The organism is Marinoscillum furvescens DSM 4134, assembly GCF_003386095.1.
GTDB classification, from domain to species: Bacteria; Bacteroidota; Bacteroidia; order Cytophagales; family Cyclobacteriaceae; genus Marinoscillum; species Marinoscillum furvescens.
Genome location: NZ_QREG01000002.1, coordinates 73,930 through 100,886, shown reverse-complemented (window position 1 = coordinate 100,886; position 26,957 = coordinate 73,930). Strand labels below are relative to the sequence as shown.

General features: G+C 44.1%; 22 protein-coding genes and 1 tRNA gene. 19 read left to right on the top strand and 4 right to left on the bottom strand.

What is annotated here, in order from left to right:
• Window positions 1-156 precede the first annotated feature (156 nt).
• The 9 genes from C7460_RS02975 to C7460_RS02935 all read left to right on the top strand — a co-directional run bounded on the left by C7460_RS02975 (window position 157) and on the right by C7460_RS02935 (window position 12,647).
• Window positions 157-633: a glycine-rich domain-containing protein gene (locus tag C7460_RS02975; protein WP_147302837.1), complete on the top strand. Its 477-nt coding sequence runs from the start codon at window positions 157-159 to the stop codon at window positions 631-633.
• Window positions 634-635: 2 nt separating this feature from the next.
• Entirely contained in the window at window positions 636-1,550 is a 915-nt protein-coding gene (locus tag C7460_RS02970) for a hypothetical protein (protein ID WP_115866591.1), read from the top strand.
• A 118-nt stretch (window positions 1,551-1,668) separates the two neighbouring features.
• Window positions 1,669-4,038: a TonB-dependent receptor gene (locus C7460_RS02965; protein ID WP_115866590.1), complete on the top strand. Its 2,370-nt coding sequence runs from the start codon at window positions 1,669-1,671 to the stop codon at window positions 4,036-4,038.
• An 18-nt stretch (window positions 4,039-4,056) separates the two neighbouring features.
• Complete coding sequence (locus C7460_RS02960) at window positions 4,057-5,514, top strand: hypothetical protein (protein WP_115866589.1); 1,458 nt, start codon at window positions 4,057-4,059, stop codon at window positions 5,512-5,514.
• 11 nt (window positions 5,515-5,525) lie between these two features.
• Window positions 5,526-6,227 carry an ABC transporter ATP-binding protein gene (locus C7460_RS02955; RefSeq protein ID WP_115866588.1) on the top strand — a complete coding sequence of 234 codons (702 nt, stop codon included), beginning with the start codon at window positions 5,526-5,528 and terminating at the stop codon, window positions 6,225-6,227.
• Window positions 6,227-7,663 (top strand): ABC transporter permease, encoded by a 1,437-nt coding sequence (locus C7460_RS02950; protein ID WP_115866587.1) that lies wholly within the window; start codon window positions 6,227-6,229, stop codon window positions 7,661-7,663. Before C7460_RS02955 ends, C7460_RS02950 begins: the two co-directional genes overlap by 1 nt.
• Window positions 7,656-9,095: a DUF3526 domain-containing protein gene (locus C7460_RS02945; protein WP_115866586.1), complete on the top strand. Its 1,440-nt coding sequence runs from the start codon at window positions 7,656-7,658 to the stop codon at window positions 9,093-9,095. The genes C7460_RS02950 and C7460_RS02945 overlap by 8 nt, the downstream gene beginning before the upstream one ends.
• Entirely contained in the window at window positions 9,092-11,296 is a 2,205-nt protein-coding gene (locus C7460_RS02940; RefSeq protein WP_115866585.1) for a DUF5916 domain-containing protein, read from the top strand. The genes C7460_RS02945 and C7460_RS02940 overlap by 4 nt, the downstream gene beginning before the upstream one ends.
• Before the next feature lies 1 nt (window position 11,297).
• Window positions 11,298-12,647, top strand: a complete 1,350-nt coding sequence (locus C7460_RS02935; RefSeq protein WP_115866584.1) for an MATE family efflux transporter — start codon at window positions 11,298-11,300, stop codon at window positions 12,645-12,647.
• Window position 12,648: 1 nt separating this feature from the next.
• Here the strand turns inward: C7460_RS02935 and C7460_RS02930 are convergent, their stop codons facing one another.
• Both C7460_RS02930 and C7460_RS02925 read right to left on the bottom strand, forming a co-directional pair.
• On the bottom strand, window positions 12,649-13,251 hold the full coding sequence (locus C7460_RS02930; RefSeq protein ID WP_115866583.1) for a class I SAM-dependent methyltransferase: 603 nt from the start codon (window positions 13,249-13,251) through the stop codon (window positions 12,649-12,651).
• A gap of 97 nt (window positions 13,252-13,348) precedes the next feature.
• Window positions 13,349-13,422, bottom strand: a tRNA-Met gene (locus C7460_RS02925).
• An 809-nt stretch (window positions 13,423-14,231) separates the two neighbouring features.
• On the opposite strand from C7460_RS02925, the gene C7460_RS02915 reads away from it, so the two are divergent.
• From C7460_RS02915 to bshB1, 7 genes are all read left to right on the top strand, one after another.
• The gene (locus tag C7460_RS02915; protein ID WP_115866581.1) at window positions 14,232-14,627 is read left to right on the top strand and encodes an START-like domain-containing protein; all 396 of its coding nucleotides are present in this window, start codon (window positions 14,232-14,234) and stop codon (window positions 14,625-14,627) included.
• A gap of 59 nt (window positions 14,628-14,686) precedes the next feature.
• Window positions 14,687-16,354 carry an LptF/LptG family permease gene (locus C7460_RS02910; protein WP_115866580.1) on the top strand — a complete coding sequence of 556 codons (1,668 nt, stop codon included), beginning with the start codon at window positions 14,687-14,689 and terminating at the stop codon, window positions 16,352-16,354.
• Between the two features lie 80 nt (window positions 16,355-16,434).
• Window positions 16,435-16,704 (top strand): 30S ribosomal protein S15, encoded by a 270-nt coding sequence (gene rpsO / locus C7460_RS02905; RefSeq protein ID WP_115866579.1) that lies wholly within the window; start codon window positions 16,435-16,437, stop codon window positions 16,702-16,704.
• A 123-nt stretch (window positions 16,705-16,827) separates the two neighbouring features.
• Entirely contained in the window at window positions 16,828-18,963 is a 2,136-nt protein-coding gene (gene pnp / locus C7460_RS02900) for a polyribonucleotide nucleotidyltransferase (RefSeq protein WP_115866578.1), read from the top strand.
• A 66-nt stretch (window positions 18,964-19,029) separates the two neighbouring features.
• Window positions 19,030-19,893 (top strand): sigma-70 family RNA polymerase sigma factor, encoded by an 864-nt coding sequence (locus tag C7460_RS02895; RefSeq protein ID WP_115866577.1) that lies wholly within the window; start codon window positions 19,030-19,032, stop codon window positions 19,891-19,893.
• Between the two features lie 97 nt (window positions 19,894-19,990).
• A complete protein-coding gene (gene trxB / locus C7460_RS02890; RefSeq protein ID WP_115866576.1) occupies window positions 19,991-20,947 on the top strand; it encodes a thioredoxin-disulfide reductase in 957 nt (318 codons plus the stop codon).
• 94 nt (window positions 20,948-21,041) lie between these two features.
• The gene (bshB1, locus tag C7460_RS02885) at window positions 21,042-21,788 is read left to right on the top strand and encodes a bacillithiol biosynthesis deacetylase BshB1 (RefSeq protein WP_245986162.1); all 747 of its coding nucleotides are present in this window, start codon (window positions 21,042-21,044) and stop codon (window positions 21,786-21,788) included.
• On the opposite strand, the gene C7460_RS02880 is transcribed toward bshB1, so the two are convergent.
• Together C7460_RS02880 and pdxH are read right to left on the bottom strand one after the other, a co-directional pair.
• On the bottom strand, window positions 21,776-22,993 hold the full coding sequence (locus C7460_RS02880; RefSeq protein ID WP_115866575.1) for a glycosyltransferase: 1,218 nt from the start codon (window positions 22,991-22,993) through the stop codon (window positions 21,776-21,778). The genes bshB1 and C7460_RS02880 overlap by 13 nt on opposite strands.
• Window positions 22,990-23,634, bottom strand: coding sequence for a pyridoxamine 5'-phosphate oxidase (gene pdxH, locus C7460_RS02875; RefSeq protein WP_115866574.1), 645 nt, complete (start codon window positions 23,632-23,634; stop codon window positions 22,990-22,992). Before pdxH ends, C7460_RS02880 begins: the two co-directional genes overlap by 4 nt.
• A gap of 138 nt (window positions 23,635-23,772) precedes the next feature.
• Here pdxH and miaE point away from each other — a divergent pair, with 138 nt between their 5' ends.
• The 3 genes from miaE to C7460_RS02860 are packed head-to-tail and all read left to right on the top strand — an operon-like array spanning window position 23,773 to window position 26,952.
• The gene (gene miaE / locus C7460_RS02870) at window positions 23,773-24,357 is read left to right on the top strand and encodes a tRNA-(ms[2]io[6]A)-hydroxylase (RefSeq protein ID WP_115866573.1); all 585 of its coding nucleotides are present in this window, start codon (window positions 23,773-23,775) and stop codon (window positions 24,355-24,357) included.
• A complete protein-coding gene (locus tag C7460_RS02865) occupies window positions 24,357-24,935 on the top strand; it encodes a YqgE/AlgH family protein (RefSeq protein WP_115866572.1) in 579 nt (192 codons plus the stop codon). Before miaE ends, C7460_RS02865 begins: the two co-directional genes overlap by 1 nt.
• A 55-nt stretch (window positions 24,936-24,990) precedes the next feature.
• A complete protein-coding gene (locus C7460_RS02860) occupies window positions 24,991-26,952 on the top strand; it encodes a DUF349 domain-containing protein (protein ID WP_115866571.1) in 1,962 nt (653 codons plus the stop codon).
• Window positions 26,953-26,957 lie beyond the last annotated feature (5 nt).

Sequence of the window (26,957 nt, the reverse complement as noted above, 5' to 3'; positions counted from 1 at the left end):
ACAAAGAAGTCCTCATCAATCAAATTCTTGCTGACAAAGCACAGCGTGCGGTAGGTGGTTCACATTGCAGTAACTGTGGTCACTGCACTAACACCCTTTAATATGTTTTTGAGCGGCAGCACCTCAAGTGTTGCCGCTATTCATAATCTATCAGCTATGATGCAGCCAGATCCCAACCAATTAGAAGATTTGTTGAGTTACGAAAATGAGGACATGCTGTCGCGTTTCACTGACATGTATGCGATGAATGAAAGTGAGGCCCAGGAAATCATGCAGGAGACCTTAAAATTTATCTATATCAGTCAGATTCCGGGGACTTTCATTCCAGATGATCTGCTCATTATCGATGAAATGTGGCACAACATGATCTTATTCACTCCCCAGTATCATGAATTTAGTGAGCGGTATTTTCAGCGATATTTTCATCACATTCCTGCTAGTAAGGCAGAAAAACAAGAGAGGAAAAAGCAATTAGCCGTGGATGCTGATACAGCACGGCAAAATTACCTGAAGAAACTAGAAGTATTGATTTCAATAACCTATGACCATTTGGGCGAACAGACAGTGAAAAAATGGTTTCAGGAATACCCTGAGAAATACAGTAAAGAGCGAATTAAAGCATTGAGGAAGTAGCCATGAGTATTTTTCCCAAACGTGCACTGCCTGGGCAGACGGTTACGATTCACTGGAATTTTAATATATCGCATCTCTCGGATGTGCACATATGCCCATGGGTGCGTATTGGTGTCAAATCTCCCACTGGGCATGTCACCATGCTTTTCGAAGGACATGTATTGGGCATACCTACACCTGCCAACGCTCCTGATAAACCATCAAATCAACTAAAGTACCTTAATAAGAACCTTCCTTTACTGATCATTGCAGAATACCTAAGTGGTCAGCACTCACCTGAAAAGCTGGCAGGTATTCTACAAAACATACAGTCTGGGCGACATTATTATTTCCCTTACACCTTGCCCGATGATGCTCCGTTGGGCAGGTATACGCTGGTGTCAGAGGTCTACAATGGTGGGGAGGTACGCCATTCCAAAACCGCCCAGGATGATTTCTTCTTTGTAGAAAATGTGAGCCTCAAAGACATTCATACCTCGCCAGAGGGGAAAATAGCTACAGTGGTGAATCACTCCCCAGAGCCCACACCGGTAAAAATTGTGGCCTGCTCGTATTTAAAACGGGAACAGCTGGAAACGGATGTACAGGTGTTTGAACTCGCAGGCTTCGAAGAAAAGAAGATTCTGCTCTTAAAGCCGTACAACTACCTGCTGTACAATGAAGAACGCAAAGTGGTTCCACTTCAGGAATCTGCAAAATGCTTCGTCCGCAATCAGCAAGTGAGTCAGCTGCTAAAGCAAAATGGAGACATGTTTTTGCTCAATGGTAATAAGGATGGGTATAGGCTGACTGCTGCCGCTGCTGAGCTTTGGAAAAAAGCCGATGGTATGCTTACTGATTCTCATCTTTCTGATCCACAACTGAAGGTCCTGGAAGAACTGCAAGCCGAAGGGTTGATACAAGAATTGAAACTCTGAAAGTAGACCGTTCGTCCACTGTTTCTGCCAACTATAAAAAGGAGCGAAGAAACTATAATGCAATTATGTTGCAATTAATTATAATGACTATACTTGCAATCAAGTTGCATAAAAGAGAATGAAAGCAAGAATCCCAACCATCTTTCTTTTAATCATCACCTCTCACTGGGGGTATAGTCAGTCTTCGTCACTAGCTGGCCAAGTGCTTGATGAAACAGGAGAGGTCGTGCCCGGAGCGTTTGTTCAGTTGCAGTCTGATGAAGCGACCACTTCCGATAATGATGGTTTTTTTGAATTTACCAACATACAGCCGGGGGAATATCTACTACAGGTGAGCTTCTTGGGGTACAAGGCTTATGTACAAGCTGTGAACCTAAAGCCTGGAGAAAGTATGTCCACTCGAGTTGTTTTGCATGAAGCGCCTACTGAGCTGCGTACAGTCACTGTTTCTGGAAAATCTATCAATGCAGAGCTGAAAGAAAGTGTTGCATCCATTTCGTTGATTGATGCCAAAGCGCTGCACAGTCGCTCTGTCAATGCCCCCGATTTACTCAATTCTGTGCCAGGTGTACGTGTCAGACAAAGCGGAGGCATGGGGAATGATACTGAGGTGTCTATTCAGGGCCTCACAGGCAATCAGGTTAAAATGTTTGTGGATGGCATTCCTATGGATCTTTTGTTTCCAGTGGATGAGCTAGGGTTTGGACCATCTTTGGCCATGCTGCCTGTAAACCACCTCGAACGTATGGAGGTCTATAAAGGGGCCGTACCTGTATCACTTGGCTCCGATGCACTTGGTGGAGCCATAAACATTGTAACACGAAAAGAATTTCAAGATTTTATAGAAGTTACAGCTGCCCATAGCTCTTTTAATACCTGGCAAACCACCCTTAGTGCTGCCAAACGATGGGATTCTGGAGTGAGATTGGCGGTGAGCACTTACTTTGCTTCCTCGGAGAACGACTATCGACTCGATGAAGTAAAAATAATTAATGACTTTGGAAACCCAGAAATCATTTCGGCTACCAAATTTCACGACCGTTTTCGAAATCATTTGATAAAGGGAGAGTTGGGCCTGCTCAATAAAAAGTGGGCAGATGAGGTGAAGGTCAGTTTTGTAGCAGCGGGGCTATACGATGAGATCCAACATAATTTTGAAATGCGCCAACCCTATGGGAAGGCCTTAAATCTGGCGAGCAGTTATAGTTCGGCTATCCAATATGAAAAGGCTGAGCTGATAGATAGGTTAGATGTAAGTATATACCTGGGGTTAAACAAGATTCGCACAGCTTTTATAGATACTACCAGTAATATCTACGACTGGCAAGGGAAGGTAATCGGGACCAAATCCTACGGTGGCGAGATCACCACGTCGCAAAACGACCTACAGTATAATGGCGAGAATATAGCCAGTCGTGTCAACTTAACTTACAAATTATCTCCAACTTCTAAGGTGGTATTCAATGCCATGGCGAGCCGGTTTAATAGAAAGGGAACAGACCCTATAGCAGCGACTTTTTATGGTGAGGATTATTTCAAGCTGCCTGTGCGTATCGAAAAACTGGTAAGCGGCCTGAGTTTAGAGCAGAAGTTCTTTAAAGGGCAATTGACTTCTGCGTCAGCGGTAAAGGCCTATCATTATCGGTCAGAAGGGTTTGCCATAGAAAATGACGAACCTTCGGTAATAGCTCAGGAGAGGTTTCAGCCTGGGATAAGCCAGTTGGTCAAGTGGAACGCAAGCAGATACCTACTGACAAAAGCATCCTATGAATACGCCACCAGGATGCCTGGTAGGGTAGAGTCACTAGGAGATTTTAGCTCAGCTATCAATGCTAATCCGGCATTGAAGCCAGAAACAAGTCACAATGTAAATGTTGGTGGGCGCTATAAAAGGAATCTTTGGAGCGTAGAGTTAAACGGATTTTACCGTAAGGTTAGAGATATCATCATACTACAAGCGGTACCGCCACCGGTACTGAGTAAGTATGAAAACCTACTTCGTGTCAAAATTGCTGGGGTGGAAAGTCAGTTGAGTTTCACACCGTTTGAATGGCTCTCAGTAAGCACCAGCATGACCTACCAGGATATTAGAAATCAATCAGAGAAAGCCAGTGCCGGGGTGAGCAGCGATAGGTATTTGGGAGCCCGGTTGCCCAACAGACCCTATCTCTTTGGTCATGGAGAGGTGCAATCTCGTTTTGATGACTTGTTTCGGAGCCATGATAAGTTACAGGCCTGGTGGTCAGTTAATTATGTAGAGGAATTTTTCCGCTACTGGGAAATAGACGGCCGAAAGGAGGATAAGCTAACAGTGCCAAGCCAATGGGTGCAGCATATCGGTTTGGCGTACACAGGAGCAGCAGATCAGCTCACGCTATCATTGGAAGTTCAGAATCTTTTTGATGTGTTGGCTTACGACAACTTTCGAGTACAAAAGCCAGGTAGGTCGTTTCACGTCAAAGTAAAATATCATATCACAAAACCTTAATAATTCAATCGTTCAATTATGAAAAAGCCAATGCTCAATTTTTTCAATTCGGGGAGAATCTTGTTGTCTCTGTTCGTTTCACTATGCCTGGTACTGGCCTCCTGTCAGGAAGATGATGGTCCCGATCCCGACGCTCCTGTCATCGATGTTGCTGGTGAGTTGGCGGTGAGAGGTGGTGAGCACCTGGAAGTGTCGTTTACGGTTGCAGTACCTGGAGGCATAGCAGACCTGGAAGTGACCGCTAGTGCAGGAGAAGTCACTATAGATAATTCCGACGATATTTTGGGAGCTACAAGTGGAGAAGTTCTGGTTGGTTATGAGCCTTCATCAGCTACGTCAGGCTATCAAACCATTACACTTACTGTTACTGATGAGCTGGGAAATGAATCCAGCCTGGACGCTGAGGTGGAAGTCTTTTTGCCTGTTTCCTTTGGTATGGCTCTGGTGTCGGGTGCGGGTGACGTCACTACTACTTTTCTCAATGGGGTAGTAGATATCAACTCTGAAACTGTAAGTAACAGTAATAGCACAGAATTGGCTCAGTATGCGGCTTTGTTTTCAGACGGAAAGGCTATGTATACGGCCGGGTTTGGAGCTCCTGCTACCATGGGTAAGTACGAGTTCAATAGTGCAGGGGAAGCAGAACTCACTCAGGAAATAATTGTGCCCGGAGCCAATTCATTTTCCTCAGTGCTGATAGTAGATGAGCAAACGGGATATGCCACCGTAGGTGGAGGTCTGGCTCGGGCTGTTCAGTTTAGCCCTGCAGACATGCGAATCACAGGAGAAATTGACCTTTCGGAAGCTGGCGATGGACTGTTCTATTCGGACATGATTATTCGTGACCAGACACTTTTTATCGCACTCAATGATTTTGGTAGTAGTGGGGAAGCTAAAGTGGCGGTAGTGGACCTGCAAACTAATACCTTGCAGAAGGTAATCACTGATGATCGTACAGCCACCTTGTTTGGCACATTGCCGTCATCCATCATGGCAAGTGATGCTAATGGAGATATCTACATACAGGCATCTGGACTATTTAGCGGAAAGCCCAGTGGTATACTGAGAATCAATGCGGGAGAAACAGCGTTTGATCCTGATTATTTTTTCAACCTCACCGATCAGGTAGGCGGATCCTGTTTCGGCCTTTACCTTATCGGTGGAGTAGCTTTTACGGCATTGTCCGAAAATGATGACAACTGGTTCGGTTTCGATGGTGATAAGCCTTCATTTAGCTATCGAAAGCTTGATCTTACCACCTCTACAGATCAAGGTGCCTTAGATGCTGCACTGCCCAATACCTTTGCTGGTTCGCGGACACTTTTCTTTGTGCAAGTATCTGATGATGAGGTATTTTTTCCAATAGCGGGTAGTGATGAAGATGCACTTTATAGCTATTCACTTTCCACTGGGGATGTGACCAAAAAGACCACCAGCACTAGTGGATATGTAACTGGACTGGTACAGGTTTACTAATACATAAGGCTATGCTCGAAGCTACAGATCTTACAAAAAGCTACGGAAATTTTACTGCCTTGAAAGGGCTCAATCTTTCGGTTAAGGAAGGGGAGATTTTTTGTTTGCTTGGTGCGAATGGCGCTGGAAAATCCACTACTATCAACTTGTTTCTGAATTTTATAGCACCTAGCTCAGGTACTGCGAAAATTCAGTCTATGGACGTGTCGAAACATGCACAGGATACCCGGCAACTGCTGTCCTATATTCCTGAAAACCTGAAGCTGTATCCAAATCTGACTGGGATTGAAAACCTCGATTTCTTTTGTGGACTCGGAGGGCGTACGCATACCAAAGACCAGTTAGAGGATTTACTCATTCAGTCAGGCTTGCAGCGGGATTTTATTCATCAGCGGGTGAGCAAGTATTCTAAAGGCATGCGCCAAAAAGTGGGAATAGCTTTGGCGCGTGCGCGAGATGCCAGGGTTCTTTTGCTCGATGAGCCTACTTCCGGACTCGACCCAAAAGCGAGTAATGAGTTTTCTGAGCTGCTACTAGAGCTCAAAAATAAAGGTGTGGCCACACTTATGGCTACTCATGACTTGTTTCGGGCCAAAGACACCGGCACACATATTGGCATCATGAAAGAAGGTACGTTGATCGAGCAGTTTGAATCTGACGAAGTGAGCTTCCAGGATTTGGAGAAGTTATACCTCAAACACATGCACAACTAATGTCTGTAATCGGAACTATTGCCAGAAAGGAGGTTTTGGTTGCACTTCGAGAGCGACGCGTGTTGGTACTGGGTGCTATCGTATGGGTGCTGTTAGCTGTGGCGGGAGTTACAGGTTATTTGGTCTATGCACAGCAGCACTCGGCTATAGTACAGACTCAGCAGGAGAAAAGACAGGAGTGGCTGGAGCAAGGTGACAAGCACCCTCACATAGCAGCACATTATGGGACTTATGTATTCAAGCCAAAGACACTTTTGAGTTTGTTTGATTTTGGTTTGGATGCCTATACGGGTACTTCGGTTTATTTAGAAGCTCATTATCAGCATGAGTTTATGTTTCGTCCGGCACAGGACCACAGTAGTTTGATCAGGTTTGGAGAGCTCAGCCTCGCATTGGTGCTGCAAGTACTGGTGCCTCTGCTTATAATTTTTATGAGTTTTCATACCATTACTCAAGAGCGTGAGACGGGTACACTCCGGCTGCTAATTAGTCAGGGGGTTACGTTTCAGCAAATTACATGGGGAAAGCTGCTTGCTCATGGATTTTTGCTTTTGAGCATACTCTTACCCGTGGTGGTAGGATTGATCATTATGGCATTTTTGAGTGATGCTCAGGCTAAGATGACAGACCTGGGACTAAGGAGTATACTACTCATAGTGAGTTATACGATTTACCTGTTCTTTTTTCTGATGCTCAGTATTTGGGTGTCATTGCGCTCTTCTTCGGGGAGAAATGCGCTGCTGGTATTGCTGTCTTGCTGGATCATACTGACTGTGCTCATGCCAAAAACTGTGGCCAATGTGAGTGAAAGGATTTATGAAATTCCTTCCATGCGCGAGTTTAGAGCAGCCATAGCAGAAGATAAAGCGCACGGGCTCCACGGAAAGTCTACAAAATCTGAACGTCAGGAAAAACTAAAACAGCGCTACCTGGAGGAATATCAGGTAGACGATGTGCAGCAGCTTCCCTTCAACTTCGAAGGGATCAGCATGCAGGCTGGTGAGGATTTTGGAAATAGAATTTATGACCATCATCAAGAGCGTTTGCGGCAGCTTTTTTATCGTCAAAACCACCTGGCAAGCATTGCGAGTTTGTTAAACCCATTTTTGGCCATCAGACACTTGTCTATGGCAATGGCCGGTACGGACCTGCACACATTTATTCATTTTGAAAATGAGGTGGAGCACTATCGCAGGGAGCTGGTGCGTCGAATGAACCATGATATGGCTCAAAATTCAACGTATGGAAAGTTCTTTGAATATAAGGCAGGGCGAGACCTGTGGGATGAAATAGAAGATTTTACCTACCAAACTCCGGGAGTATGGCAAGTGGTCCAGTACTACAAGCTCGAACTGATCTCGCTGCTTGCCTGGGTGATAGTGCTGTGTGTGCTCGTGTATTATTCCAACCGAAAAATGAAACCAATAAATGAATAGGGCGACACGAAAAATAATCCAATACGAATGGAAAGTGTTCATTCGTAATCGATTCCAGCTGCTCATGTTGGGGGTCCTGTTTTTGTTTGGTCTGTATGCTATTTATCATGGTCAAGCCGAAATAATTGATCAGCGCGATACTATAAATGCCGTGATGAAACTGGAGCAGTCCGAATTTGATGCATATAAGTCCAGTTTTACGGAAGAGTTGAAAACATTGGAGCAGGAGCAAACGCATGATGTAGCATCACGCCCTGCATATGCATGGTACAGACATGGGTATCATGCTGTTTTACCACCTCATGACTTTGCAGCATTGGCTATTGGCCAGCGTGACCTGTATCGGTATTACTATCGGCTCACTGCAATGAGTTTGTATTATCAGCTTTTTGAAAATGAGTTAGCAAACCCTGGAAATTTACTTACTGGAAATTTTGACCTGGCTTTTGTGCTGGTTTATCTTTTTCCACTACTGATTATAGCATTTGGTTATGGCCTTTATGCTTCAGACAAGGAGCATGGCATCCTTGCGCTCTTAAAGGTGCAAGCAACGAGTGTTCATAAGGTTCTATTGATTCGGATGCTTTGCTATTTCACACTTGTGGTAGGGCTTGGTCTCTTGCTATCTATTATTGGCTTATACACTTCTGGAAACCCGTTGCAGTCACAAAACTGGTTGCCTGCGCTGGTTTGGTTGGTGTGTGTGATCGTATATTGTGCCTTTTGGTTTGGGTTGTTGTTTGCCATAGTCAGCTTTCGCAAAAGCTCTTCTTTTAATGCGATAGCTGCTGTAGGTTGTTGGTTGTTGTTTTTGATTATAGTCCCTGCCGTCTTAAACGTTATAGTGACTACACGCTACCCGCTAAACAGTGTAGCACTGGCTGATCTGACTCGCAGAACGGGGCTGGAAAATGAAGATGATAAAGAGGAAGCGCTGGCCGTGATCAATGAGTTTTTGGAACACAAACCTGAGCTTGCAAAAAGTGATAGTGCGCTTGAAGAAAATCTCCTGCCTAAAGCTTACGCTGCGTTTACATCCTTAAAAGATATTCATCATCGGCAAGAAGTAGATGCGTATTATGAGGGGGTAATCAGACGTCAGCAGTGGGCGGCTAACTATCTATGGCTTAGTCCGGCGGCCTATATGCAGGAAGTTTTGGTGAAAGTGGTGGATACAGACCTGGGGCAGTTTCTCCATTTTCAGGACCAGTTGGTCTCTTTTCATCAGCAAATCAGTGACTTTTATTTTAGTCGTCTGTTTCAAAACAGGCCTATTTCCAGGGAAGACTATGAGCAACTGCCTGTTTTTTCTATGGTGCAAAATGGTAATAAATGGTTTCCTATTTTTAAAGGCATATTTACCATAGCCTGTGCGGCCATTCTGGTGTTTTCTATCGGGTTTGTCAAATTCAAAAAAGAGGAGTGTTTATGAAAAATTGTCTCCTTTTATTTGGGTTGCTAGGCATTGCTTTCCTATCTAAAAGTCAGCATGCTCAGAATTTTTCACCACCAGAAAATCCACAAAATGTTTATGCAGAGCCGATCAACAGTCCTGTAAAAATTGACGGTAAACTTAGTGAGCCGGTTTGGAATCACGCTCAGATAATTCGTGATTTCTTCCGAATCGAACCAAGACAAGGCGGAGATTATCAGTTTGAGACGGAGGTAAAACTGCTGTTTGATCATAAAAATCTTTATCTGGGAGTGTATTGTAGAGACTCTCTTGGCAAAGACGGTGTTCGGGTGCAAGACCTTCGAAGAGATTTTGTATGGGGTGAAAATGATGTTTTTGGGATTCAGTTAGATCCGCAAAACCTGAAACAATATTGCGTAGCCTTTCAGGCCACTCCGTATGGTAATCAACGAGACCTTCAAAACTTCAACGATAGCCATACAGATGTAAATTGGAATGCGCTCTGGAGTGTTCGCACTCATCAGACCGATACAGGATATTTTGCGGAATTTGCTATACCCTTCAAGTCTATAAGGTATGAGCAAGCAGCTCATCCGGATTCGGTTACCTGGGGAGTGACATTTACGCGTATGGCGCGCAGAGCTTATGAGCAAACAGTATTTCCAGCTATTCCACAGTCTTTCTCGCCTTATCGCATGACCTATGCCGCGCAGCTCAAAGGCCTGAAACTACCTGCACCCAGTGCAAATGTGCGTGTAGAGCCTTACTTGCTATATCAGCAAGAGCAGGTAAAAAGTGATGGACAGACTAATGCTGATGGAGATGTAAAGTTTGGCGGAGATGTGAAATGGGCAATTAATCCCCGTTCGGTGCTAGATCTTACCTTCAACACGGATTTTGCACAGGCAGACGTGGACCGGGCAGTGAATAACCTGGAGCGTTTCAATATTTTCTTTCCCGAACGAAGGCAGTTTTTCCTGGAAAACTCTGGTCTATGGGCTGGAGCGGGGGATTATTCAGTGATTCCGTTCTTTAGCCGCACTATTGGCTTGCAGGGTGATTTCAATGCTGAGCCCGCAAAAATAGATGCAGGGGTGAGGTATACGCAGCGGGATGACAAACGCTCAGTAGCCGGTTTGTATATACATCAGTCAGCTACCGAAAATAGTCCTGCGGCCAGCTTTGCAGTAGGCAGGTATTTGCAGAGCTACGCTAAAGAAAATAATGTAGGAGTGATGCTTACCCACAGGTTAGATGAAGCATCTGATGAGCTGGGTACCTCCCAAAGCAATAACACCACACTGACTGTGGATGGGCTGATAAGGCCCAAAAGTGAGCTCACATTTTCGTATCTACTGTCAGGCTCGCGTGACAATTCAAATGATACGCTTGGATTGGCTGGTAAAGTATTCGCCAGTTACAATGCCAATAGATTTTATCTTGGGTGGCTCACCAATTTTGTGACAAAAGATTACAGTCCTGATATGGGATTTGTATTCCAAAAAAATGTGATCTGGCATAACCCCGGAGGGTACTACATTTTCAGGCCAAAACACATTTCGTGGATTCGGAGGTTTGATCCAGGAGCATTTTTTAATTATTACCATGACGCCAATGATCCCGGAAACTTCCAGCAGGCGAGTATATATTTGTTTCCAATCTATTTGATTTTTACAGATGGAAGTTTTTTTGAGTATGCGCTTTACCCCACATGGCAAAACATCAATTTCAATTTTGCACCTTTAGGCATACCCATAGCTCAGGATAGCTATTACTACACCAGACATCAGGTCACGTACAATACGGATCAGTCCAAGTCATTTTCGATATCTGGAAAACTAAGCTGGGGAGGCTTTTACAATGGAAAACGACTGACTGTGACTGGAGGCGTTCGGTATGCCCCCATACCACATGTGGCATTTACTGCTTCTCATGAGTATAACAACCTTCAGGATCTGGGGGAGTCATTTCAAAACTTAAAGACAAATTTGACAACACTTGGTGCACGATTTGCCTTGAACCCCCGAATTCAGTTGTCAGCTTTTTATCAGTACAACTCATTCGACAAACAAGGGAGGTGGAATGTTAGAGGTAGTTGGGAGTACCGTCCTTTATCGTTCGTTTATCTGGTATTCAATGATACCAACGCTGAACTGCTTGAAGGAAACTACCGCCAACAACAAGTCATCGGTAAAATCACCTTTCTGAAGCAATTTTAAGATGAAAGACTTAAGATTGCTGAGCGATTCTCCTTTCAGGCTCCTTTTACGTCTTTCGGTACCAGGTATGCTTGGTATGTTGGTCTTATCCATTAATTCCCTTGTTGACGCTGTTTATCTGGGGAACTTGCTTAGTGCTGAAGCTTTTGCTGGCGTGTCATTGGTGTTCCCGTTTACACTGATAGTGAGCAGTTTTACTGGTTTGCTAGCGGTGGGGTTTTCATCTATGCTTAGCCGAGCCATAGGTAGAGGCGATGTGCCTTCTCAAGAGAAGATTTTACCAAACCTCATCGTCTCGTCCTGTATTTGTTCGGGGTTGGTGATGGCTGTTGGGTACTGCTTTGCGGGAGAAATAATGGATGCGATGGGCGCTCAGGGTGTTGTTAGGCAGTTTGGGGTAGCTTACCTCGAAACTTATGCTTGTGGGGTCTTTTTTAGTGTCTTTGGGCTATCGGCCAATGCCCTCATACGTGCTGAGGGTAAGATGAAACAAGCTATGATGTTTACTGTGGTTGCTGTGGCTATCAATCTTGTACTTACTCCATTTTTTATCACTACGCTAAATATGGGAGTGGAGGGAGCGGCCTGGAGTAGTATCGTTGCGATGTTAGTGTATTCGGCTGGTACTTATGCTTACTTTTTATGTGGCAAAGCCCTGTTTTCGGTGGGGAAAGTAGCTATAAGCCTGGATCGTGAGGTGATGATGGAAGTGGCCAAAGTTGGAGTTTCTTCCTTGCTGCTTCAGCTAGCCAATGTACTTCGACAGTTCGTGGTTTTCCGATTTGTTACCTGGTATGGAAGTGCTCATGATTTGATCGTGTTTAGTGCTGCATATCGACTGTTTTCCTTTGTTGCCGTTCCAGTTTTGGGCATAATGCAGCCCCTCCAACCTGTAATCGGAGTAAACTTCGGGGCAGGAGAATGGCAGAGGTGTTTGCAGGCGCTAAAAGTCTTTCAAGGTGTAGGGGTTCTTTTTGCTTGTTTGCTTATTACACCCATATTGCTATTTCCATCCTGGTTCGTAGGATTGTTGATTCCTGACATAATTTTGATGGCTGGAGAGCGCACAGTCGTGAGAGTCATCTTTGGAGTATTGCCTTTTTTACCATTGGCCTCCAGCGCTATTATATACTTTCAGGCCGTTGGCCAAAGTAAAATAGCAAGCTTTTTGCCTGTTGGCAGGCAGGTGATACTATTCTTGCCGTTTGTTGCCTTGCTGGCTGCTACAGGAGTATGGGGAAGTTTTGGTATCTACTATATGCTTGGTTTGGAAAACGTTATCTACGCGCTATTGGCAGTATGGATACTTCGCAGGGAGGCCAGGGCCTATACTTCTTACTCTTTTTCTTAACCTATAGTTTACAGGCTACCAGGTGATGGACATGCCAGTGCTTGCTGTCACCAGAAATTGTTTTTCCAGTTTTATTTACTTCTTTGTGTGCTGCTATTCTGAAACCCCTGAATAGCTGTTCTATAGCCATAGTATCGTGAAAGATCATGCTTGGGTTGGGTGCCCAGTCGTCTTCAGGACCAAAAAAGTGCCCTGCAAAGTAACCGCCCTGGACCAGACTGGAGGTAATAGTATCCCAGAGTTGATCAAAATGAGCGGGATTGCAAAATGGTAAGGAGAAAGACGCATTGATCAAATCAGCGGGTGGTAATGTTTCGAGTGCTTCAAAGGTGGTGCATCTTGTAGTTAGAGAGGGGAGTGGCGCAGGCAGCTGCTGAACCAGGTGTTGGATGATTTTTGCTTCTTGATCTATTGCTAATACTTGCCAGCCTTGCTGAATTAAGGCCATTGTATCACTCCCACTACCACATCCCAGATCTATTGCTCGTTTACTAGTATTTTCAGTTTGTGATTTTAGTAATTCAAGTGCCTTGGTAAGGGTAGCGGCTGGAGGTGTGGACTTGCCATTAAAAAGCTCCACATGTTCGTTCCACGATCTTTTCATATTACACGGTATGTGTAATACGAATTTACAGGAACTTCGCCACAATCTGAGGGAATGATAGAAACAAAAAAAGCTCGCATTGCTGCGAGCTTTTTAGTAGCGAGGGGGGGAGTCGAACCCCCGACCTCCGGGTTATGAATCCGACGCTCTAACCATCTGAGCTACCTCGCCAAATTTCATTTTTCAATATTTTCCTGGCTAAGACCTCCGGGTTAAGACACTACGCGTGCCGATCCGACGCTCTAACCATTTATTAGCATCCTTTCGATGCTTTTTTTAGCGTTTGGCGATTTTTCAAATCATCCGTCTGAGTTTACCTACCGCAGGTAGGCTACCTCGCCAAATTTCATTTTTCAATATTTTCCTGGCTAAGACCTCCGGGTTATGACACTACGCGTGCCGATCCGACGCTCTAACCATTTATTAGCACCCATTTGATGCTTTTTTTTTAGCATTTGGCGATTTTTCAAATCATCTGTCTGAGTTTACCTACCGCAGGTAGGCTACCTCGCCAAATTTCCTTCTTACAATATTTTCCTGGCTAAGACCTCCGGGTTATGACACTACGCGTGCCGATCCGACGCTCTAACCATTTCCAACTTTGTTGCCAGAGAATTAAATAAATGGCTCAAAAAGCTGGGCGAAATTACATGGTATTTTCTTTTTTGGTGCCAATCCTCAAGATGAATTTTTTAGTAATATTTACCAGAAGTATTTCATCCAACAATCGACCTTCCTGGTGGAAAAGTTCTTGCACCAATTTTTCTTACCTAGAATCTCAATTTCTTGAATATAATCCACTTTCATTGACTATATTCCGCCTGAAAAACTTCTTTTTTCAGCTCTCAATTTCAGCTCCGAAACCCCGTTTGGGGCTCGCTGCCTTTCAAAAGAGGTGCAAATGTAAGAAGATTTCTTTTTTATCATAGCATATTGATGATTTCAATTTTTTTTTTACCTTATCCTAAAATTCCTCACCTATGCCGAAAGAAAAATTTATAGGAGAATATCCGATTAACGCATCTAAGAAAATGCTTTATCCATACTTCAGTACAGCTTCAGGCCTTGCCCAGTGGTTTGCTGATGATGTCAATATCAACGAGGATAAAGTGTTTACTTTTTTGTGGGATGGAGATGAGAATAAGGCGAAGATGGTGTCTAGCCGTACCAACTCTCACGTACGCTTTGAGTTTTTGGATGAAGAAGGTCAGTCAGAAGATGACGACCCTACCTACCTGGAATTTAAGCTTGATATGAATGAGCTTACTCAGGAGGTTTTTATTCGTGTGACTGACTACAGCGATATGGATCGGGAAGAGCAACAAGAGCTCTATGATAGCTTGATTCATGATCTAAAGGAAATTGTAGGAGGATAAACTTCTCCCGGGTTATTTGCGTATTCCTTTGAGGATTTCTTTTCATATTTGCGGGGTTTATGCGAAAGCTCGATACGTTAATTCTAAAAGCATTTTTTGGGCCATTTGTACTCACTACAGTGGTAGCCACCTTTGTGCTACTCATACAGTACATGCTCAAATACTTCGACGATTTTGTCGGTAAAAACCTCGGTTTCGATGTGTTCGCGGAGCTGCTGACTTATTTTAGTCTCAACATGCTCCAGGCGGCACTCCCCTTAGGGGTGTTGGTGTCTTCACTGATGACCTTCGGAAACCTGGGGGAAAATTTCGAACTAACCGCCATCAAAAGTGCAGGCATATCTTTGGTGAGAGCCCTGCGGCCTATATTCTTTTTTGTCATCATACTCACATTCGCGGCGTTTCAGTTTATGAACCATGTGGTGCCTGCCGCCAACCTAAAAGCCTACAGCTTGCTGTATGATATCAAGCATAAGAAGCCAGCATTGGACATTAAAGAAGGGGTGTTTTACAATGGCATACCAGACTACAGCATCAAAGTAAAAGAAAAGCTTAGCGATAATAAGACGCTGAAAGATGTTTTGATCTATGACCATACTGATGGTAAAGGCAACAATCGGGTAATTCTGGCAGATTCTAGTAGAATGTTTATGATGTACAATGACAAGTACCTCAAGCTAGAACTGTACGATGGCAACTATTACAGTGAAGAGTCCAAACCTCGAGAACCCGTTGATCAGTTTTATCGGACGAAATTTAACCGGATGGATATGGTGTTCAACCTATCCTCTTTTGACCTGAAAAGAACGAAAGAAGAGTTGTTTCAAAACAACCGGCAGATGAAAAATATTTCTGAGCTGACGGTAGATATAGATTCCCTCGGGCGCTCTATTTACACTTCGAAGCAAGGATTTATTACCAACGCCCGCGGCTTCTTTTCATATCACTTAAAGGAATCTGAGCTAAAGGTGCCTAATGCTCCACCGGCCAAAGAAGAAGTGAAGGCGGATACCACCGAGCAGTCTGTTGTAGAGGCTTCTATGTTAAGTTTTTTGACTCAAAACCCCGTTCAAAAGAAACTTGCGAAGGACCCGGAAGGCGCTGGAATGCGACTACAGGCAAAACTGCCCAGTACTGAGCTGAAGGTAATCAAAGACGATCAGGACAGTACACTTACAGCGATAGATGCAGATTCATTAGCAAATGGTGTGGTGCTGGGCAAGCCAAAGCTGGACACTATGAGTTGGGAGTACTTGCACAGCACACTTGCCAAGCGGAAAATAGATGTGTTACAGACGGCAAAAAATCAGGCACAGAATGTGAAAGTAAACCTTACCTCAGTGGTGTCTAGAGTGAAAAACCTGGAAAAAGACCATCGAAGGTGGATCATCGAGAAATGGAAAAAGTACAGTCAGGCATTTGCCTGTATTGTGATGTTTCTGATAGGGGCTCCTTTAGGAGCTATCATCAAAAAAGGGGGGTTGGGTGTGCCTGTCATCGTATCTATCTTATTCTTTTTGGTCTTTTACATAATTGGGATCATTTGTGAAAAGTCTGCAAAAGAAGGAGTAATGGACCCAGTTTTGGCAGTGTGGGTGGCCGACCTGGCTTTGTTGCCCATAGGTTTGTTCTTTTTAAGGCAGGCAAGAATCGACGCTCGTTTGTTTGATACCGACTTTTATAACGTTTGGATAGATAAACTCAAAACGAGGTTTTCGAAAAAATAATCACATTATTGTATTTATATACAATCCCGGCTAAATTTGCGCTTTGATTTTAAGGGATAATTAAGAGAAAACAACAGAGAATGTATTTAACGAAGGAAAAGAAAGAAGAATTCTTCACCAAATACGGTAGCGGTAAAGAAGATACTGGTTCATCAGAAGGACAGATCGCGCTTTTTACCCACCGTATCAACCACCTCACGGAACATCTCAAACAAAACAAACAAGACCACTCTACACGTCTTGGCTTGATGAAATTGGTTGGTAAAAGAAGAAGATTGCTCGACTACTTGTACAATAAAGATATCGAGCGATACAGAAAAATCATCGCGGAACTAGGTATCCGTAAGTAATTTTAAGGACAATTTTAAGGGGGAATTCAACTCAGGATTCCCTTTTTTTATCTCAGGCGCCTGGTCAAGACAGTAATTATATGGGGCTCCTGAAAACACATCATTATTTAATACACAACATTTATGAAGCCTCAATACACGGTTAAGAAACTGGCACTGGCTGATGGTAGAGAAATCTCTATCGAGACAGGTCGCCTGGCAAAACAAGCTGATGGCTCTGTAGTAGTACGCATGGGTGATACCATGATTCTAGCTACAGTGGTTTCCAGCAAAGAAGCTAAAGAAGGAGTTGACTTCCTTCCCCTATCTGTAGACTATCAGGAGAAATTTGCTGCAGCAGGAAAAATCCCTGGTGGGTTTTTGAAAAGAGAAGGTAAACTCTCTGATTATGAAGTGCTGATCTGCCGTTTGGTAGATAGAGCCCTTAGGCCTTTGTTCCCGTCTGATTATCATGCGGATACTCAGGTAATGCTATCACTTATCTCTGCCGATGCTAATGTAATGCCAGATGCACTAGCAGCATTGGCGGCATCTGCAGCTCTTAGTGTGTCGGATATTCCGTTTGATGGACCTATCTCAGAAGTACGCACAGTGAAGGTGGGAGACGAATACATCGTTAACCCTTCACCTACTCAAATGGAAGAAGCTACCCTTGATCTGATCGTTGCTGGTACTCTAGACAACATCATGATGGTAGAAGGTGAGTCTAAAGAAGTTTCTGAAGAGGAAATGCTTGAAGCTATTCAGGTTGCTCATGAAGCGATCAAAGTACAGTGTCAGGCACAGGTGGAGCTTGCTGAGGAAGTAGGCGCTACCACAAAGCGTGAGTACGATCACGAGCCATCTGATGAAGAGCTTAGAGCCAAGATTCAGGAGCATTGCTACCAGGCATGCTATGATATAGCTAAGAAAGGAAGTGCCAATAAGACCGAAAGAAGCGAAGCTTTTGACGCGGTAAAAGAGTCATTCCTGGCGCAATACAGCGAGGAGGAATTGGAAGAACTCGATGGCTTTCTGGTAGGAAAGTATTTCAAAGAAGTACAGAAAAACGCAGTAAGAAACTGTGTTTTAGATACCAAGAAACGTCTGGATGGACGTGATTTGGAAGAAATCAGACCTATCTGGAGTGAAGTAGACGTGTTGCCATCAGCGCACGGTTCTGCGGTGTTTACACGTGGTGAAACGCAATCATTGACTACTGTAACGCTTGGTTCTAAAATGGACGAGCAGATGATCGACGGTGCGATGATCTCTGGATACAATAAATTTATTCTACACTACAACTTCCCAGGGTTTTCTACTGGCGAAGTAAGACCAAACAGAGGTCCGGGTAGACGTGAAGTAGGACATGGAAACCTTGCTATGCGTGCATTGAAACCTATGATTCCTACTGATGATAACCCATATACCATACGTGTGGTGTCTGATATCCTGGAGTCTAATGGTTCGTCATCTATGGCAACTGTATGCGCCGGCTCTTTGGCTATGATGGACGCAGGTATTAACCTGAAAAGCCCGGTGTCGGGTATAGCTATGGGGATGATCTCTGATAGCGAAACTGGACGATACGCAGTGCTGTCTGATATCCTTGGAGATGAGGATCACCTTGGTGATATGGACTTCAAAGTAACAGGTACTGACAAAGGAATTACCGCTTGTCAGATGGACATAAAAATCGATGGTCTGTCATACGATGTGTTGAAAGAAGCCCTTGCTCAGGCAAACAGAGGTAGAGCTCACATCCTTAACGAGATGAACAAGACCCTCTCTGCGCCAAGAGAAGAGATGAAAGACAATGCGCCTAGACTGGTACAGATCAATATCGAGCGTGATATGATCGGTGCGGTAATCGGACCTGGAGGTAAAATCGTTCAGGAAATCCAACGTGAGTCTGGTGCTACTGTGACCATCGAAGAAACTGAAAAGGGTGGCATGGTAAGTGTTTTTGCTGCTGACAAGAGTTCACTAGATGATGCTGTAGGTAGAATCAAAGCAATCGTAGCTGTGCCGGAAGTAGGCGAAGTGTACGAAGGCAAGGTGAAAGCCATCATGCCATTCGGTGCTTTTGTGGAAATACTACCTGGAAAAGACGGACTACTCCATATCTCAGAGATCAAATGGGAGCGTGTAGAAAACGTGGAAGAAATCCTTGAGGTAGGTGAGGAAATCAAAGTGAAGCTTATCGAAATCGACAAAAAAACGGGTAAATACCGATTGTCACGAAAAGTTTTACTTCCTAAACCGGAGAAAGCAAAATAAAGCTGATTAAATTTATTGGCGATAGCTGTGTCTTTTTAGGCACAGCTTTACAAAACATCGCCATAAATGAGACAGTTAAAAATTAGTAAGCAGATTACGAATCGGGAGAGTGAATCTCTCGATAAGTATTTGCAAGAAATCGGAAAAGTAGAACTTATCACCGCCGAGCAGGAGGTGGAGTTGGCTAAACGCATCAAAGAAGGCGATCAGCTGGCTCTGGATAAGCTGACCAAAGCAAACTTACGCTTTGTGGTTTCTGTAGCCAAACAGTACCAAAACCAGGGGCTTACGTTGGGAGATCTAATCAACGAAGGCAATCTCGGGTTGATCAAAGCCGCCCAGCGTTTTGATGAAACCAGGGGGTTTAAATTTATCTCCTATGCAGTTTGGTGGATTAGGCAATCCATACTTCAGGCATTGGCTGAGCAGTCTCGAATCGTTCGACTTCCGCTCAATCGTGTAGGTTCACTTAATAAGATTTCCAAAGCATTTTCGGAGCTTGAGCAGAAGTTTGAGCGTGAGCCATCTCCAGTGGAAATGGCCGAAATGCTTGAAGTGTCAGAGGATGAAGTCATTGACACTATAAAAATTTCAGGAAGACATATTTCAATGGATGCTCCTTTCGCCGGAGGCGAAGAGAGTACGCTATTGGATGTACTGGAAAGTGATGATGATACGCCACCAGACAATGTGCTGCTGTGTGACTCGCTCCGGCGTGAAGTACAGCGTGTATTGGCTACACTCACCACTCGTGAGTCTGATGTGGTAGCCTTGTATTTTGGGCTCAATGGTCGTCAGGCACTCACTCTGGAGGAAATAGGAGAGAAATTTCAACTTACCAGAGAGCGTGTTCGCCAAATCAAAGAAAAGGCAATTCGCAGGCTGCGCAATACTTCCAGGTCAAAATCACTCAAAACCTATCTCGGATAGTAATCTGGAAGACACTCTGGATTTTTGTTGGAGATAATTGAGACCTTTTGTCTTTCTGAACGTTGGTTATAGAGGTTTGAAATTTGAGTAAGATATAATGGCAAACGAAAAAGTAAAAGTTCTAATTATCGGATCAGGTCCTGCGGGATTTACTGCGGCAGTTTATGCTGCCCGGGCAGGTATGAAACCCGTACTCTATCAAGGAGGTCAGCCAGGTGGGCAGTTGACTATCACTACTGATGTAGAAAACTATCCCGGATATCCAGAAGGTGTCATGGGGCCTCAGATGATGGTGGATTTTCAAAAACAGGCTGAGCGTTTTGGAACAGATATTCGCAGTGGAATGGTGACCGGAGTAGATTTCTCCGGATGGCCACACAAAGTGACGGTAGATAACAAAACAGAAATCGAAGCGGAGGCTGTTATCATTTCTACAGGCGCATCAGCTAAATGGCTAGGCTTGGAAAGCGAGCAGCGGCTCAACGGGAAAGGTGTTTCCGCATGTGCGGTATGCGACGGCTTCTTTTTTAGAGGTCAGGATGTAGCTATCGTAGGAGCAGGAGATACTGCTGCAGAAGAAGCTACTTATCTTTCTAAGCTGGTAAATAAAGTGTATATGCTCGTAAGGCGTGATGAAATGCGTGCGAGTAAGATCATGCAACAGCGAGTAGCTAACTCACCTAATATCGAGGTGCTTTGGAATACTGAGACTGTAGAAGTTTTGGGTGACGAAGAAGTGAGTGGTGTGCGTCTAAAAGACACCGTGACCGGAGAAGAGCGCGAGCTAGATGTGCAGGGCTTCTTTGTGGCGATTGGTCACAAACCAAACACGGACATTTTCAAAGATTATCTGGATATGGATGAGGCTGGATATATCAAAACGATCCCAGGCACTTCTAAAACTAATATCCCTGGAGTTTTTGCTACAGGTGATGCACAAGATAAGATCTATCGCCAGGCAGTGACTGCTGCAGGCAGCGGCTGTATGGGCGCTCTTGATGCTGAGAAGTTTATCGCAGAAAAAGAAGTGGAGTTGCAAGAGGCTGCACTTTAATAGATATTGTCCCTAAAATCAAAAATCAAATTGGTCCCGACGTGTTCGGGACCTTTTTTATTACAGGTTGTTTGAGATCTGCTCATTATTTTAAATGGATCAGGAAAACGAAATGGAGCAACAAAAAATCAATATTTTAGCCATTGCGGCACATCCGGATGATGTGGAGTTGTCCTGTGCGGGTACCCTAATCAGTCACCTCGATCGGGGCTATACTACGGGCATAATTGACCTCACTCAGGGTGAGTTGGGTACCAGAGGTACTCCAGCCCAACGACAGGAGGAAGCTCAAGCAGCAGCTGAAATTATGGGGCTATCAGTACGTGAGAATATGGGTTTTCGTGATTCATTTTTTGTGAATGATGAGTCGCATCAATTGGCCTTAGTGGAGAAAATCAGAAAATATCAGCCAGATGTTGTTCTTACCAATGCTACTTATGATCGACACCCCGATCATGGCAAAGGTGCACAGCTCGTGGAAGAAGCTTGTTTCAAAGCGGGTCTGAAGATGGTGAAAACCACAGATGAGAACGGTGATGAGCAAGCAGCCTGGCGCCCCAAAAAGCTATACTTTGCTATCCAGAGTGTGTCACAAAATCCTGACTTTTTTGTAGACATCAGCGAGGCTCATGCCAAAAAGATGGAAGCCATCCGAGCCTATAAATCTCAGTTTTATAATCCTGAAAGTAATGAACCTCAGACTTATATTTCAAAGCCTGAATTTATGCAGATGATAGAAGCCAGAGCAATAGAATATGGCCATAGGATAGGAGTGAGGTTTGCTGAGGGGTTTACTACAAAGCAGTTTCTTGGCGTTAAAGACCTGTATCACCTGATCTGATAATTGGCTGTACGATCATATGCTCTGAGCGTGGCAAGTTGTTGTTCGGCGGGCTGTTTGTGAAGATTGAGCTTTGTTTGCTTCCCCAGCCATTCTAGCGCTTCTTGTAGTGCCACGTTAGGGTAGTGATGATCCCGGGCAAAGTGAATGTATTTTAATACTTTAAATCCATCCCACCAGGCATAATAGCGTTGCCTAAAGTTTTCAAAACTTCCTGATTGATTAATAATCTTATCAAGTTCTTCTTGAAAATTGGAGGCTTGTAGGAAGTCATCCAGACAAACTGAAACCTTATCTAGTTGAGAAGCCGGTGCTGTAAACCAGCTTTGCAAGTCCTCGTTGATCGGTGACAAACACTCGTAGACTTTCGGGTTGTAGGTTTCGTACTGTGCGGTTTTTAAGATTTTATCTATTGCGTGGCCAGTGCCAAAGGGTACACGGTCTGAGGTGCGGTCAGAAGGATAGATCGTTGTGCCATTGATTTCACCCATGCCGCCCAATGGGGCCATTTTGTGCAGAAAATAAAAATCTTCCCCGGCTTTTCGGGTATTCATTCCCCCTTGCTTTTGGTAAGCTTTGCTAGTGACCGTGATGCAGGACCCTAGCGTATGGATGGCATGAGGATACGCAATCACCCTTAGTGCATTTACATAATACCTCAGGTGGAGCTCGTATTGCACGATTTCATGATGGTGTGGGCCGTTGAGTGTGTGTTCGTAGTGAAGGTGGCCTACGAGACGATCTTTTCGCTGGAAATAGCTGTGGATTGCTTCCAGGTAATTGGGAGCGCACAGACAATCGGCATCATAGCAGACAATGATTCCGTCTTTGTTGTGCTTTTCAAAAAAACGGGCAGCTTCATCCATGCCAATTTTACGGGCAAGTCCTACACCCGCCTTTTTTGGGGGGAGTTTTAGCCGGACAACAAGCTGCTGAAACTTTTGATCGATAGCATCGGCAGCTTGTTGTGCGTGATCATTGGTGGCTACAATGGAAGGTGAGGCATTTTCAGGTTCGTTGATAACCACCAACACACAGGCTTTTTCCTTGGGGAAAGAACAAGCGTGTAGTGATGCCAGTGCTCTGTCCAGGTGTTTTTCCGCGAATGCGGGTAGCACTACTATAAGCTCTACGGCCGAATTTATTTTTTCATTGTGGTGAATAGTGGGTGAGGCATAGCGCTCCAGGTAGATGTTTTTGCTCATGGTGAGAGACGCTGTTTAGACCAGTTGTTATCAGAGTCTGATGAGTAATAGATACGATCATGCAGCCTGCTAGGGCGTCCCTGCCAAAACTCTATACTGTTTGGGATGACACGATATCCGCCCCAAAAATCGGGGAGAGGTATTTTGCCGTCCTTAAATTTTTCCTTGATTTCGTTAAGCTTTTGCTCCAAAATACCCCGCGAAGTGATGATTTTACTTTGGTGTGATACCCATGCGCCCAGTTGGCTGCCGCTAGGTCTGCTGGTGAAGTATTTTAACGATTCGGCAGTACTTACTTTTTCGGCTCTTCCAGTGATGATCACCTGGCGCTCTAGCTGATACCAGGGAAATAACAAGGAGACCTGATTGTTTTCACTGATTTGCTGTGCCTTTTTACTAGAATAGTTGGTGTAAAAGACAAAGCCTTTTTCATCAAAAGCTTTTAATAAAACAGTACGCTGGGTCGTGTATCCTTTTAGATCAGCAGTACTTAGCACCATGGCATTTGGTTCAGTGATTTCACTTTTTTGGGCTTCTTCAAACCATTTCAGAAACTGCTCTATGGGGGAGCTGCTGGTAGAGTCCAGATCTAGTGAGGCCTTACTGTATTCGTTTCGCAGAGATGCTATGTCCAGACTCATGCTTATTTAAATTTACGTGGAGTAATAAGGTTTAAAATTGTTTTATTTGTTTTTGAACCAAAGTTATAGATTCGCTAAAAACCTCAACGCTTACTGAGCGCGAAAAGAAGAGGGATTTTAATATAGAAAGAGGATTTTATGAAGTTGAGAATTGATTTGGCTGTAGACAGCAGTAAGGAATGGATAGATACCGTGATGGCAGATTTTGATGAGTTTCTAAAGGATCATGCCAATTGTGAGCGAAAAGCTTCGGCGATGGCTATGAGCTTTGTAGCCAAGTATCCCGATCGTCTGGAAATCATTCCCGAACTGATTGATACTGCAGTAGAAGAGTTGGAACATTTTCGTTCTGTGTATGAAATCATGGAATCCAGAGGTATTCAGCTGACTCATGAGATAGGTCAGGATATCTATGTAAAGCAGCTGTTGGACAAATGCCGCAGTGGTAGAGAAGAACGCTTTATGGATCGCCTGCTGCTGGCATCTCTTGTAGAAACACGTGGTGCCGAGCGCTTTCGCATGGTATATGAAGCGTTGGAGGATCCAGATTTAAAACAATTTTACCATCAGTTGTGGGCATCGGAGGCCAAACACGGCGAAGTATTTGTGAAGATGGCTCTCAACTATTTCGACGAATCGGCGGTCTATAAAAGACTAGAGGAGATGACTGCTGATGAAGCTGTTGTTTTGAATAGTTTACCACTAAAACCCGCCCTGCACTAATGGATTATTTTGCAACAGATAAATTGATAGCTCCAGAAAGAGGTGATTTGCTGATTTCTGAGCCTTATTTGCCGGACCCAAACTTTGAGCGAACAGTCATTTTGCTGTGTGAGCATGATGAAAACGGCTCTTTTGGCTTTGTGCTCAACAAAAAAGCACAAACTTCACTGCCAGACCTTGTGGAAGAAGCAGAAGGGTTTGACTCTGAGGTCTTTGTGGGAGGCCCTGTGCAGCAGAATACATTGCACTTTTTGCACCATACACCAGCCACGTTGAAAGGTGATAAGGAAATTGTAGATGGCGTTTACTGGGGGATAGATTTTGAAGGATTGTTGTCTGCCATCAATACGCATCAGTTGGAAAAAGATCGAGTGAAATTCTTTATTGGGTACTCTGGATGGTCTCCGGGGCAGCTGATGGAAGAACTGGAAGCAAAAAGCTGGATAGTTTACAAAAAGGCCACGCCAGAATTGGTATTTAATAGAAACCCTGACGAGCTTTGGCAAGAGGCCCTCAAAAGCATGGGGGGTAAATACCGCGTAATTTCTAATTATCCGACTGATCCACGACTGAATTAGTATCGGGTATTTATTAATTTTATAGTTTGTTGCCAACATAGAAGATATCGTAACGATGGAGGATAAGGAAAATAAAGTGACTGAGAATCTGGAAACCAAAGAAACTCAGGAGGATGTTCAGCCCCAGGCTGAATCAACGGAAGAAGCTAAACCACAGGAAGCAGCATCTGCACCAGCTGAAGAACCAGAAGAACCCACTGAAGAGGTGAGTGCTCAATCTGAAAAGGAATCCGCAGAAGGCGAAGCTACCGAAGAAGAGAGTGATGATCATGATGATCACGACAGTGAGGAACAGAAACTGTTGGAGACATTAGACTTTCACGACCCAAGTAAGCAGGAGCTCTTCGATGCCCTCAAAAAGTTTGAGAGTGTAGAAAATATGCGGGTAGTGGATAAGGCACTCAAAGAAATCCGACCTCATTACGATAAAATATACGACAAGGAGCGTGAAGCTGCCTTGGAGGCATTTGTGGCCATAGAAGGCAATGACTCTGCTGATTTTGATTTCAAAGGAGAGGCGATCGATACAGAGTTTTTTGACCTGTACGAAAAACTAAGGTCTAAAAAGTCAAAGTTTTTTGCTCAACTAGAGAAAACCAAGGATGAAAACCTTGCTAAAAAAGAAGATTTACTGGAGCGTCTTCGTGAGCTAGTAGATGGTGAAGAAAGTACAGCATCTATCAATGCCCTAAAAGAGCTGCAAAACGAATGGAAATCTATAGGGCAGGTGCCTGGGGCACACGTGAAGACGCTGTGGGCCAACTACAACGCACTGATCGACCGTTTCTATGATCACAGAAGTATTTACTTCGAATTGAAGGAGCTGGATCGTAAAAAGAATTTGGAGTCCAAACTAGAACTCTGTGCCAAAGCCGAGGCGTTGGATGAGCTTGAAAATCTAAAAGATGCGATTTTCCAACTCAATGAGCTTCATGAGGAATTTAAACATATAGGCCCCATCCCTAAGGATGATCAGGAACCGGTTTGGCAACGCTTCAAAGCTGCATCTGACAAGATCTACGCGAAGCGGAAAGATTATTTCGAACACTTAAAGAAGGACCTGGCCGAAAACGCAGAGAAAAAGCAGGCGCTTGGAGATGAAGCCAGCGATTTTGCAACATTTAATTCTGATCGCATTACCGAATGGAACTCCAAGACCAAGGAGATTCTTGAGTTGCAAAAGCGTTGGGATAAGATAGGGGGGCTTCCACGAGATCGGGCAAAGGACATCAACAAGCATTTCTGGTCAAATTTCAAGCAATTTTTTGCTAATAAGAGTGCTTTCTTTAAAACCCTGGAAGGTCAGCGTGAGGAAAATCTTAAAAAGAAACAAGAGCTGCTAGCCAAAGCAGAAGAGCTGAAGGAAAGCGAAGAGTTTGATAAAACGGCCAACGAACTTAAGAAACTACAAAGTCAGTGGCGTGAGATAGGTCCGGTGCCAGAAAAATTCAGAAATGAGGTGTACAAGGAGTTTAAAGCAGCTTGTGATCATTTCTTTGAGCGCAGAAGGGCCAAGCACAATGACCGCAACAAGGAGTTTGAAGTAAACCTGAAAAAGAAGGAAGATATCTGCTCTGCACTAGAGGCGTATATCAACTCCGAAACCATTGAGCTGGATCAGGTGTATGATTTGTTGGATCAGTATGCTGCGATCGGTTTTGTGCCTCGCAATGCCATCAAAAAGATGCATGCTCGATATGATGAGATTACCAACAAGCTTATCGCACTTGAAGACCTGACAGACAGTCAGCGTAGTGACCTGGAGATGCATGTGCAGGTGAGCAAGCTGAAGAATAGCCCTCATAGTGGACAAAAGATTCATCGTAAGGAAGGAGCTATCAAGCGAAAGATATCCAATATCGAAAACGATATTGCTACCTGGAAAACGAATATGGAGTTTTTTGCTGCGAGTAAAAATGCAGAACAGCTCAAAGACGATTTCAAAGATAAAATCGCACGTGCGGAACAAGAACTAGAGGACTTGAAGAAGCAATTGGACGTGTTAAATGAAATTTGATTTTT

Excerpts from the sequence above, each read along its gene's own strand:
- rpsO (WP_115866579.1), top strand. The coding sequence starts at position 16,435 with ATGTATTTAACGAAGGAAAAGAAAGAAGAATTCTTCACCAAATACGGT.
- C7460_RS02965 (WP_115866590.1), top strand. The coding sequence starts at position 1,669 with ATGAAAGCAAGAATCCCAACCATCTTTCTTTTAATCATCACCTCTCAC.
- C7460_RS02955 (WP_115866588.1), top strand. The coding sequence starts at position 5,526 with ATGCTCGAAGCTACAGATCTTACAAAAAGCTACGGAAATTTTACTGCC.
- C7460_RS02895 (WP_115866577.1), top strand. The coding sequence starts at position 19,030 with ATGAGACAGTTAAAAATTAGTAAGCAGATTACGAATCGGGAGAGTGAA.
- C7460_RS02950 (WP_115866587.1), top strand. The coding sequence starts at position 6,227 with ATGTCTGTAATCGGAACTATTGCCAGAAAGGAGGTTTTGGTTGCACTT.
- bshB1 (WP_245986162.1), top strand. The coding sequence starts at position 21,042 with ATGGATCAGGAAAACGAAATGGAGCAACAAAAAATCAATATTTTAGCC.
- C7460_RS02865 (WP_115866572.1), top strand. The coding sequence starts at position 24,357 with ATGGATTATTTTGCAACAGATAAATTGATAGCTCCAGAAAGAGGTGAT.
- C7460_RS02910 (WP_115866580.1), top strand. The coding sequence starts at position 14,687 with ATGCGAAAGCTCGATACGTTAATTCTAAAAGCATTTTTTGGGCCATTT.
- C7460_RS02930 (WP_115866583.1), bottom strand. The coding sequence starts at position 13,251 with ATGAAAAGATCGTGGAACGAACATGTGGAGCTTTTTAATGGCAAGTCC.
- C7460_RS02860 (WP_115866571.1), top strand. The coding sequence starts at position 24,991 with ATGGAGGATAAGGAAAATAAAGTGACTGAGAATCTGGAAACCAAAGAA.
- trxB (WP_115866576.1), top strand. The coding sequence starts at position 19,991 with ATGGCAAACGAAAAAGTAAAAGTTCTAATTATCGGATCAGGTCCTGCG.
- pdxH (WP_115866574.1), bottom strand. The coding sequence starts at position 23,634 with ATGAGTCTGGACATAGCATCTCTGCGAAACGAATACAGTAAGGCCTCA.
- miaE (WP_115866573.1), top strand. The coding sequence starts at position 23,773 with ATGAAGTTGAGAATTGATTTGGCTGTAGACAGCAGTAAGGAATGGATA.
- C7460_RS02975 (WP_147302837.1), top strand. The coding sequence starts at position 157 with ATGATGCAGCCAGATCCCAACCAATTAGAAGATTTGTTGAGTTACGAA.
- C7460_RS02880 (WP_115866575.1), bottom strand. The coding sequence starts at position 22,993 with ATGAGCAAAAACATCTACCTGGAGCGCTATGCCTCACCCACTATTCAC.
- pnp (WP_115866578.1), top strand. The coding sequence starts at position 16,828 with ATGAAGCCTCAATACACGGTTAAGAAACTGGCACTGGCTGATGGTAGA.
- C7460_RS02940 (WP_115866585.1), top strand. The coding sequence starts at position 9,092 with ATGAAAAATTGTCTCCTTTTATTTGGGTTGCTAGGCATTGCTTTCCTA.
- C7460_RS02945 (WP_115866586.1), top strand. The coding sequence starts at position 7,656 with ATGAATAGGGCGACACGAAAAATAATCCAATACGAATGGAAAGTGTTC.
- C7460_RS02935 (WP_115866584.1), top strand. The coding sequence starts at position 11,298 with ATGAAAGACTTAAGATTGCTGAGCGATTCTCCTTTCAGGCTCCTTTTA.
- C7460_RS02915 (WP_115866581.1), top strand. The coding sequence starts at position 14,232 with ATGCCGAAAGAAAAATTTATAGGAGAATATCCGATTAACGCATCTAAG.
- C7460_RS02960 (WP_115866589.1), top strand. The coding sequence starts at position 4,057 with ATGAAAAAGCCAATGCTCAATTTTTTCAATTCGGGGAGAATCTTGTTG.
- C7460_RS02970 (WP_115866591.1), top strand. The coding sequence starts at position 636 with ATGAGTATTTTTCCCAAACGTGCACTGCCTGGGCAGACGGTTACGATT.